This window comes from Microvirga calopogonii, assembly GCF_003347665.1.
Lineage (GTDB): Bacteria > Pseudomonadota > Alphaproteobacteria > Rhizobiales > Beijerinckiaceae > Microvirga > Microvirga calopogonii.
Window position 1 is genome coordinate 1 of sequence record NZ_QDGA01000154.1, and the last position, 9118, is coordinate 9118.

11 protein-coding genes and 4 pseudogenes are annotated in these 9118 nt (G+C 60.4%); 12 read left to right on the forward strand and 3 right to left on the reverse strand.

The window, feature by feature from the left end; all coding sequences use genetic code 11:
• The 3 genes and pseudogenes from DDF70_RS34040 to DDF70_RS34050 all read left to right on the forward strand — a co-directional run.
• Window positions 1-187, forward strand: a pseudogene (locus tag DDF70_RS34040) (aminotransferase); the annotation flags it as partial.
• Window positions 188-281: 94 nt separating this feature from the next.
• The gene (gene ilvA, locus DDF70_RS34045) at window positions 282-1823 is read left to right on the forward strand and encodes a threonine ammonia-lyase, biosynthetic (RefSeq protein ID WP_114948997.1); all 1542 of its coding nucleotides are present in this window, start codon (window positions 282-284) and stop codon (window positions 1821-1823) included.
• A gap of 138 nt (window positions 1824-1961) precedes the next feature.
• On the forward strand, window positions 1962-2288 hold the full coding sequence (locus tag DDF70_RS34050; protein ID WP_114948988.1) for a hypothetical protein: 327 nt from the start codon (window positions 1962-1964) through the stop codon (window positions 2286-2288).
• Window positions 2289-2813: 525 nt separating this feature from the next.
• Here DDF70_RS34050 and DDF70_RS34055 read toward each other — a convergent pair.
• On the reverse strand, window positions 2814-3884 hold the full coding sequence (locus DDF70_RS34055; protein ID WP_114948989.1) for an IS630 family transposase: 1071 nt from the start codon (window positions 3882-3884) through the stop codon (window positions 2814-2816).
• Window positions 3885-4088: 204 nt separating this feature from the next.
• A complete protein-coding gene (locus DDF70_RS34060; protein ID WP_114948990.1) occupies window positions 4089-4427 on the reverse strand; it encodes a hypothetical protein in 339 nt (112 codons plus the stop codon).
• A 311-nt stretch (window positions 4428-4738) separates the two neighbouring features.
• Here DDF70_RS34060 and DDF70_RS38505 point away from each other — a divergent pair, with 311 nt between their 5' ends.
• From DDF70_RS38505 to DDF70_RS34100, 9 genes and pseudogenes are all read left to right on the forward strand, one after another.
• The gene (locus tag DDF70_RS38505; RefSeq protein ID WP_245435762.1) at window positions 4739-4864 is read left to right on the forward strand and encodes a hypothetical protein; all 126 of its coding nucleotides are present in this window, start codon (window positions 4739-4741) and stop codon (window positions 4862-4864) included.
• A gap of 69 nt (window positions 4865-4933) precedes the next feature.
• Window positions 4934-5113 (forward strand): annotated as a pseudogene (locus DDF70_RS34070) (MbcA/ParS/Xre antitoxin family protein); the annotation flags it as partial.
• Between the two features lie 121 nt (window positions 5114-5234).
• Window positions 5235-5594, forward strand: a complete 360-nt coding sequence (locus DDF70_RS34075) for a DUF433 domain-containing protein (RefSeq protein WP_114948991.1) — start codon at window positions 5235-5237, stop codon at window positions 5592-5594.
• Window positions 5537-5929: a hypothetical protein gene (locus DDF70_RS34080; protein ID WP_162820876.1), complete on the forward strand. Its 393-nt coding sequence runs from the start codon at window positions 5537-5539 to the stop codon at window positions 5927-5929. Before DDF70_RS34075 ends, DDF70_RS34080 begins: the two co-directional genes overlap by 58 nt.
• Before the next feature lie 123 nt (window positions 5930-6052).
• On the forward strand, window positions 6053-6256 hold the full coding sequence (locus tag DDF70_RS34085) for a hypothetical protein (protein ID WP_114948993.1): 204 nt from the start codon (window positions 6053-6055) through the stop codon (window positions 6254-6256).
• Window positions 6256-6873 carry a hypothetical protein gene (locus DDF70_RS34090; RefSeq protein ID WP_114948994.1) on the forward strand — a complete coding sequence of 206 codons (618 nt, stop codon included), beginning with the start codon at window positions 6256-6258 and terminating at the stop codon, window positions 6871-6873. The genes DDF70_RS34085 and DDF70_RS34090 overlap by 1 nt, the downstream gene beginning before the upstream one ends.
• Before the next feature lie 163 nt (window positions 6874-7036).
• Window positions 7037-7489: a Uma2 family endonuclease gene (locus DDF70_RS34095; protein ID WP_114948995.1), complete on the forward strand. Its 453-nt coding sequence runs from the start codon at window positions 7037-7039 to the stop codon at window positions 7487-7489.
• A gap of 39 nt (window positions 7490-7528) precedes the next feature.
• Window positions 7529-7651, forward strand: a pseudogene (locus DDF70_RS39425) (IS6 family transposase); the annotation flags it as partial.
• Window positions 7652-7704: 53 nt separating this feature from the next.
• Window positions 7705-8409 (forward strand): IS6 family transposase, encoded by a 705-nt coding sequence (locus DDF70_RS34100; protein WP_114948996.1) that lies wholly within the window; start codon window positions 7705-7707, stop codon window positions 8407-8409.
• A 177-nt stretch (window positions 8410-8586) separates the two neighbouring features.
• Here the strand turns inward: DDF70_RS34100 and DDF70_RS34105 are convergent.
• Window positions 8587-9118, reverse strand: a pseudogene (locus DDF70_RS34105) (transposase); the annotation flags it as partial.

Sequence of the window (9118 nt, forward strand, 5' to 3'; positions counted from 1 at the left end):
GGAAAAGGCCGACGTGGCGGTGGCGCCGGGTATTGGCTTCGGCGAGCACGGCGACGAGTATGTGCGCATCGCCCTCGTGGAGAACGAGCAGCGCATCCGCCAGGCCGCGCGCAACATCCGCAGGTTCTTCGACACTGCCGACCAGACGCTCCACAACGTGGTGCCCCGAGCAGCACAGGCACAGTAGCTGTTTCAACCTGATGCCATGCCCTGGTTGAGAGTGTATCAGGATCCCGAGGCGGCCTGTGAGCTGCCTTGCTGAACGAAAGGGCCGCGCTGACGTGCAGGACTATATCCGCAGGATCCTCTCCGCTCCGGTTTATGACGTCGCGATTGAAAGCCCGCTTGATGCGATGCCGCGCCTGTCCCAGCGCTTGGGTAGTCCTGTTCGGCTCAAGCGCGAGGATCTCCAGCCGGTGTTCTCGTTCAAGCTGCGTGGCGCCTATGCCAAGATGGCAGGTCTCCCACGCGAGGCCCTCGAGCGGGGAGTGATCTGCGCGTCCGCCGGCAATCACGCCCAGGGCGTGGCCGTTGCAGCCAAGAAGCTTGGCGCCAAGGCCATGATCGTGATGCCGCGCACCACTCCGACGATCAAGGTTCAAGCCGTGAAAGGGCAGGGCGGTCGCGTGGTCCTGCACGGCGAGAGTTTTGACGAAGCCTATTCCCATGCGCGGCAGCTTGAGGCGGAGAAGGGCCTCACCTTCATCCATCCCTATGACGATCCCGCCGTGATTGCCGGGCAGGGCACGGTGGGCATGGAGATCCTGCGCCAGCATCCCGATCCGCTCGAGGCGGTGTTCGTGCCGATCGGGGGAGGGGGCTTGGCTGCGGGCGTGGCGGTCTACACCAAGTTCCTGCGGCCCGAGGTCAAGGTGATCGGCGTCGAGCCGGAGGACGCGGCCAGCATGGCGGCCGCCCTGGCCGCCGGTGAGCGCATCATCCTGAATCAGGTTGGACTGTTTGCCGATGGCGTGGCGGTGCGTCAGGCCGGGGAGGAGACCTTTCGCCTGTGCCGCGAGCTGCTCGACGGGGTGATCACCGTCAGCACCGATGAGATCTGCGCGGCGGTCAAAGACATCTTCGAGGACACCCGAGCGATTGCCGAGCCGTCGGGCGCCGTCAGCCTGGCGGGACTGAAGAAGTACGTGGAACGCGAGGGATCGCGGCCGGAGGGGCTGGTGGCGATCAACAGCGGCGCCAACATGAACTTCGACCGGCTTCGGCACATCGCCGAACGGGCTGAGCTCGGCGAGCACCGCGAGGCTCTCTTGGCAGTGGCCATTCCCGAACAGCCCGGCAGCTACCGTCGCTTTATCCAGCTGCTGGGCAAGCGCTCGATCACCGAGTTCAACTACCGCTACTCGGATCCTCAGGCGGCGCAGATCTTCGTCGGCGTGCAACTCTCGGAAGGCGACCTGGAAAAGCAGCAGATCATCGCCATGCTGCGGGAGCAGGGCTATGCCGTGCTCGACCTGAGCGACAACGAGATGGCCAAGCTGCACGTACGCTACATGGTCGGCGGACACGCGCCCGGCCTTCAGGACGAGCTGATCTTCCGCTTCCAGTTCCCGGAGCGGCCCGGCGCCCTCCTGAAGTTCCTCAACGGGCTGTCCGGGAGCTGGAACATCTCCCTGTTCCACTACCGCAATCACGGTGCCGATTACGGGCGGGTGCTGGCCGGTATCCAGGTTCCCACCGCGGAGCGCGCGCAGCTCAAGCGCAGTCTGGAAGAGCTTGGATACCCGTACTGGGACGAGAGCGACAATCCAGCGTACCGCTCCTTCCTGAACCGAGGCATCGCGGGAGAAGCCACCCGGATCTAAGAACCCGGTGATTCCAGAGGGTCCGTACCAGCCTCCTCTCAGCTGGTCGTGAAACCAGTGGGATCGCCTTATCCCCTTGGTGAGTTGCCCATTGTGTCTCCCAATGGACCTCTCGCTGTCTGGACGTCTCCATGTCTGATGCGCACCCGCACACCTGATGGTCGCTACTTCGTGGTTCGTGGCCGGCTTTGGCGGCTGAGCAATCCTGGGCTGGATCCCAAGACGCGTGATGCCCTTGTTCAGGAGCTGATGGCAGCGCGTCGGGCTGTGCGCAGCGCCAGAGACGACCCTGAGGCTATGGCCGGAGCCCGTGCTCGGGTTGATGCTGCGAAACGCAACTTGGGCGAGCGCGGCCCGGTGTGGTGGACCGATGGCTCGCCTGACTACAACAGGCGTTTGGTCAAGAACACGCCCTATGCCGCGTGGTTCGACTCACTCAGCCCAAGCGGCGGGCACGAGCAGTGACACCGAGACTTCTCACCGCCAGCTTGGTCTCGGCGGCTAGGGCGAACGTGGCACACCACCCATCACCCTATCGAACCGAACCCATGAACAGCTGTCGTTGAGTGCTACCGGCAGAAGGCAATGTCAGCTCTCATTGATCCGTCGCGGAAACCTTCCGGGTGACGATCTTGCCCCCTCTGCGCCGATCTATTTATCACCCGATAACTGGAAAAATGCAGTCGCGCAGAAGCTGTTCGAAAGTCATTCGACGATACGACCGATTCAATACAAGATGGCGTTTGCTCGTGGTCTTGACGTCGTACACGCGAGATCTTAGGTCATTCTCTTTCCTCGTTTATCGTCAACATGTGAAATGAAGCGGCACACCAAGCCTTTTTTGGTCGATCCTTGTCTCCTCCTGACCAAACAGGCTCAATTACCCATGATGATGTTCGGGATGTCACACGGGCCATCGAAGGACTGACCCGGAAGCTTGATGACCTCAGGCGAGAGTACGAGCGCAGAGGGCGCCTCTAGTGCACTGACTCATTCGGAAGGTTCCGGCAGACTGTTGAGCTTAGCGAGAATGGCTTCGGCTGTTTTGGTCCACACGAAAGGACGCGGTCTGTCATTGTGCTCGGCGATGTAGCGGTTGATCGCCATCTGCAGATCGACCAATGAGTTGAAGCCGCCGCGCCTCAGCCGTCGTCGTGTCAACGCCGAGAAGAACGTCTCAACCGCATTGAGCCAGGAGGCGGAGGTCGGGGTGAAGTGAAAGACCCAACGCGGATGACGGGCAAGCCAAGTCCGACCCTTCGGGGGCTTGTGAGCCGCGTCGTTGTCGAGGATGACGTGGATCACCTTGCCGGTGGGCACATTCGCCTCGAGCGTGTTCAGGAACCGGATGAACTCCTGATGGCGGTGGCGCTGCATGCAGCGTCCCAGCACGGTGCCATCCAGAACATTGAGGGCGGCAAACAAGGTCGTTGTCCCGTGCCGCTCATAATCGTGTGTCATGGTCGCGGGGTGGCCCGGCCTCACGAGGGTGCCGGGTCGCGTGCGGCTCAGCGCTTGGATCTGGCTCTTCTCATCAATGGACAGAACCAACGCATGCGCCGGCCGGCTCATATAAAGACCGACGATGTCCTCGACCTTCTCGGCAAAGGCGGGATCGGTCGAGCGCTTGAAAGTACGCACCCGATGCGGCTGGAGACGGTGTGTCTCCCAAATCCGCTGCACCGCCCGCAGGGAGATGCCCGCGATCTCGGCCACGGCGCGCCCGGCCCAGTGCGTCGCCTCGCCGGGTGGCTCCGAGCCGGTGACCGCCAGGACCTTGGCGACGGTCCCGGGGGAGAGCGGGGCTTTGCCTGGCGGACGGGTCTTGTCCCGCAGCAGGCCGTCCCCTCCGGCTTCTGCAAAGCGCTGCTGCCAGCGCCAGACCGCAGGGCGGCTGACCCCGGTACGGCGAGCGACCTCCTGGACCGAGAGGCGCTCACCAGAGTGGAGGATAATACGCGCCCTCTGGATGTGCTTGAGAGGGCGGCTGCGGTCGCTGATGATCGCGCTCAGGCGCTCACGATCATCGGGTGTGAGGATCACGCAGGTGGTCTGAGCCATACGCCGAGACTCGCACGCCTCTGCTCACCTGTGAATCTTCAGAATGCGTCAATGCACTAGCCTCATCTCGAGAAAGTTACGGTCTCCTCAGAAACCATGACAGACGACCTACAGCGCGTGAGTAGACAATCGACTCGATATGACTTTTTCCAATGGGAATGCTCCTATGCCTTCTCGGCCGGCTTGATATCGATTGATATTGGATCAGCGGCTGCTGCCACTAACGATCCCCCGAGCCACGGTGCCTCGAGGCCCATACTCCTTGAGTATCCCAGAGCAAGCTTTCGCCTTGCCAATCTCATTATATTGCTTCCACATTCGATCCATCATCTCTGGCAGATCAGGATCTGTGAAAGCAGAGACCACAGGGTTGCCTGACACTCGCTCAATGTGATCTGCTAGCTTTTCAAGGTTTACTTTGTAACCACAAATCTTCTCGCCGTATTTTGTGCTGACGATTGGGATCATGCCAGCTTGATTATCTTGTGCCCACACGGGCCCGCCGAACCCCAAAGCAATTAACGGCAACACGATTCTTTTCATGATACTTTCCTGTCGAGTGTGAGCGGACCTTTCGGCACTGTACACGGATGGAGGTAAATTTCGGCGCTTACGGGATCGAAGCCGAGCGATTAAAGGCCTCCGAAGATCGCACCTGCACTGCTCCAGAGCATTCCATTAAGGCCGGGGTGCCAACCGGGAGAGAAGATCTTCAAGAACTCCATGAGGCCGCTGTGGGATGGAAGTGACCCACTGATCAGCCATACGGGCTGAACTCGGTAGCAGACAAGTGACGCAGCAATTCCAAGCTGCCCGAGCCCGTGGGCCTGTTCCTGTCGCGCCCATTGGTGACAGTGCCGCTAGGCGTCAAGGTCCTGAAGGTAACTCCTAAGGCCGTGGATCTGATGCTACTGCAGCGGGGGAGCGCTGCCGAGGGAGCTGACTGGCCGGCGGCGCTACTGGGCTTGGGGATCGTATAGGTTTAGGCCTTGGCATATAGTGTTGCCAGGAAAGGTTGTTGGGAGTGGCTTGTGATGAATAATGTGACGCTCCGAATCCTGACGATGGCTCAAGAAATGGCGGGCGATCGACAGCGCGCCGCAATCTGGTCCAAGCAGCAGCCAATTCCGGGCTGGGCCGGAAAGACAGCCTATGACCTCGTTCAGGAGGGTAAGGCAGATCAGGTTTTGGCGTATCTAGAGGCGGTACGATCTGGCGTCTACTCTTGATCCAGAAACTGGCGATCGTCTGAGGTATAGGGGCAGCCTACAACGCTGAGCGTAGAAGCCCCGGGCGAATAAAGGGCAATGGAATGGCGGAAGACGCGATTGTCTCGGATCCCGAAATCCTGTGGGCATACCGGTCATCAAGGGAACCCGCGTCCCGGTCTATGATCTGGCAGCGTCTGTGAAGGCAGGGATCCCGCGCGAGCGCATATTGGCGGCTTACCCCACTATCCAGGAACACCATCTGGATCTGGCTGTCGCTTATGCAGAGGCCAATCCGCCGGCGGTAGATGTCAGCCGGGCGCTCCGCAGAGAGGATCCACGGCGAGTTTTGTCGATGGATGAGACACCGGCCGATATCAGAGCCATTCTTCGTGATGACATCGTAACTCTGACGAAATCCGGGCGCATTCCAAGGAAGACGAAATGGTACCCGAAACACAGGAGCTCATCGCGGCTAGTGAGAGGCGCAAGCGCGAGCTGATTGAGATGGCGGGCAGGCTCTACACGCTCCCCGAGGTCGCCCCCCACCTCAATATCTCCGAGCAGTTGGTTGATGAGCGGCGCGAGGCCGGAACGATCATCGCCGTAAAATCAGGGGAAGGCTACGGATATCCGGCCTGCCAGTTTGGGCCAGACGAAATCGTACCAAGTCTCGCTGAAGCTTTAGCCGACATGCCGCTCCGAGATGACTGGATGAGGCTCGAATGGCGCTTGGTTCCGGATGATGCCCTCGACGGGCTTTCCCCGCTTGAGGCTCTTAGGGCAGGGCACATCGAGGACGAAATCGTCGTCGCTAGGGGCCAAAGTGCGAAGTGATCAGAGCGCCTAAACTGCCGGGCCTTCAGCTTGTCCATAAGGCTGCTAAAGGTTACAATGATTCCTCTCCCGGCTCGAGCAGGGGAGCTTGAAGGGAGCAGGTCGGGTCTCAATATGAGTACTATGACGAAGAAGCACACGACCAAATCGGGACCCTTGGCCAAGCCCGGCCGCGTGGGCAATCCTAAGATCGCCGGGAAGACCAGCGATGGTGTCGTTGTGCTCCGCGCCAAAGCCAAGCCGACCCATTTCACGGCCAAGCAAATTCGCGAGACGATCCAACGGACCGGATTGGCCCTAAGCGATAAATCGACCGCCCGTCGTTAATGCCTGCCTCAACCTCGGCTCGGGACGTTTTCATCAACTGCCCGTTTGACTCCACCTATAAGCCGGTCTTCTGGGCGATCGTGTTCACGGTCCTGCGCTCCGGGTTCAGCCCGCGATGTGCCCTGGAAGAGGACGACTCATCGGAGAACCGGCTCGCCAAGATCCAGACGATCATCGAGGAATGCCGGTACGGCATCCACGACATTTCGCGGACGGAGGTCGATGGTGACCCTCCACTGCCTCGGTTTAACATGCCCCTGGAGCTCGGCCTGTTCTTTGGGGCAAAGCGCTACGGCAACAAGGATCAGCGATCCAAGCGGGCTCTCGTGCTCGACCGGGAGCAATACCGCTATCAGAGGTTCATCTCCGATATCGCCGGCGCGGACATCCACGCCCATGGGGCCGATCCGGGGAAGTGCATCGAGCAGGTCGCGACCTGGCTTCGAACCCAAAGCCGGGACAGGAAAATCCCAGGTGGCCGAAAGATCGCCGAGGAGTTTGAGGTCTTTCGGTCTCAATTGGGAGCGATCTGCGCGGATCGTGGATTGGAGCCCGACGAATTGACGTTCGGTGATTTCGCCGAGCTGGTGGCTGCTTACCTGACCGTGGATCCTTGAGCCACTGTCGCCTGATAAGCCTCTGTTTAGCGGCTTCCACGGTTCGAGACACTCCCTAGCCCCGTTCCTAAGCACGGCGTGAATTTCGCTCTTTTGATGGTGGTATAAGGGAGTCGCGACCGCAACGCTGGAGGTGTTCTGTGACTGCTGACGAGTTCTTCGATTGGATCGAGACACATCAGAGCCACATGAACTCGTAGACGGCGTGCCTGTTCGCATGATCGCGAGGAGCGGTCAGAGCCACAATGTAGCGACGACCAATGCCGTGGTAGCGCTGGCCCCGTCGGCCAAGATGAAGCTTTGCCGCACAACATCGAGCGATACGGCGGTCAGAACCGGCCAATGCGGGGTCCGTTACCCGGATGTCGTCGTCGATTGCGGCCCGCCTGATCCGTCGGCGAAGGAAGCGGCACGGCCCACGGTTGTCGTGGAGGTGTCCTCACCCAGTACCTTGGCCATAGACCTAAAGGACAAGATCGATGAGTATCAGGCGCATGACGACATCCAAGTCATCATGCTCGTGGAGCCGGAGGTCATCTCAGTGAAAGTCTATCGACGCGACGTGCATGGCCTCTGGACCGCTGAGAAATACGATGACCTCGAGCGGCACCGTTAGGTTAACCAGCAGGTGACCGGATAGAGGCATACGTGAGGGATGAACTCGACCCATCACCCTTGCTATGCTCGTCACCGCTTTCCGGCTGAAGTGATCAGCCATGCCGTCTAGCTCTACTTCTGGTTCCCGCTCAGCTTCCGGATGGTCGAGGAGATGCTGGCTGGGTGCTGTCACGTTAACTCAGGCATGACCGCGAGACGGGTAGACTGGCTGACATGAGCAAGTCCGTCAGCTACAAACGCCATCGCTTTCCGCCTCAGATCATCGCTCATGCAGTCTGGTTGTACTTCCGGTTCCCGCTGAGCCTGCGGCTGGTTGAGGAGATGCTGCTCGAGCGCGGCATCCTCGTCTCCTACGAGACCGTCCGCCGATGGGCGCTGAAGTTCGGCCAGAATTTCGCCAAGCAGATCCGCAGGCGCGTTCCAGCAGCCGGAGATAAATGGCATCTCGACGAGGTTGCGATCAATATCGCAGGCCGGCAGCATTGGCTTTGGCGAGCCGTAGATCAGCACGGGGTCGTACTCGACATCCTGGTCCAGAGCCGGCGCAATGCCAAAGCAGCCAAGCGTCTGCTGCGGAAGCTGCTCAAGAAGCAAGGTATCGCTCCACGGGTGATGATCACTGATAAACTGGCCAGCTATGGCGCTGCCAAGCGCGCAGTGATGCCCGGCGTCGAACACCGCCAGCATAAAGGATTAAACAACCGGGCGGAGAACAGTCATCAGCCGATCCGACGGCGGGAGCGGATCATGAAGCGCTTCAAATCAGCCGGGCAGGTGCAGCGATTTCTCTCAGTCCATGATCAGGTGGCTAACCTCTTCCACCGTTCCGCAAACACCAACGCCGCTGATTATCGCCGGGATCGTGCTCGGGCCTTTCAGGTTTGGGCCGAGGTGACCGGTATTGCGAGTGCCGCCTGATTCAGACCTATACCCAGGATAGATGCGTCCTTCTCCGATAAATTGACGGTGCCGTGGGGACTGTCAGCACGACGTCGGATCCTGCCCGAGGCCGTGTGAAAACGCGGTTGCTGACGTGCGGATGACGAGCGCTGGTTTGCGGGTACCGTGATGGTGCGCATGGGCGGGCGTGTGGCGTCAGGCTTCGAGAGCCTTCAGCAGCGGCTGGACACCGAGGATGCTGATTATCCGCTTCAGGTTGTAGGCCAGCACGTGCAGGCTCATCTCGGTTTTGACCTTCTCCAAGGTCTTCATCAGGAAGTGCGTGCTGCCCATCCAGGCCTTGATGGTCCCGAACGGATGCTCCACCGTCTGCCGCCTGATCGTCATGGCCTCCGGCATCCGCTCCAGCCGAGCCTGCATCCGGTCAAGCACATCCTCATGCTGCCAGCGCTTTTACCCGCTTGTGCGTGTCCGGCGTGCAGCGGGGCTTGAGGGCACAGCTCGAACAGGCGGTCAGATTCCGGTAATGATCGATATTGTCCCGGCGATCTGAACGCACCTTGCCCTTGGTCAGGTGCTGGCCCGCCGGGCAGGTGTAGTGGTCCTGCTCGGCGTCGTAGATGAAGTCCTGCCCGGTGAAGAGACCGCGCTTGGTGTTGCCGGAGGTCAGCGTCTTGGGAACATAGGGCAGGACACCGCTGCCCTCGCAGGCCAGCACCTCGTCACC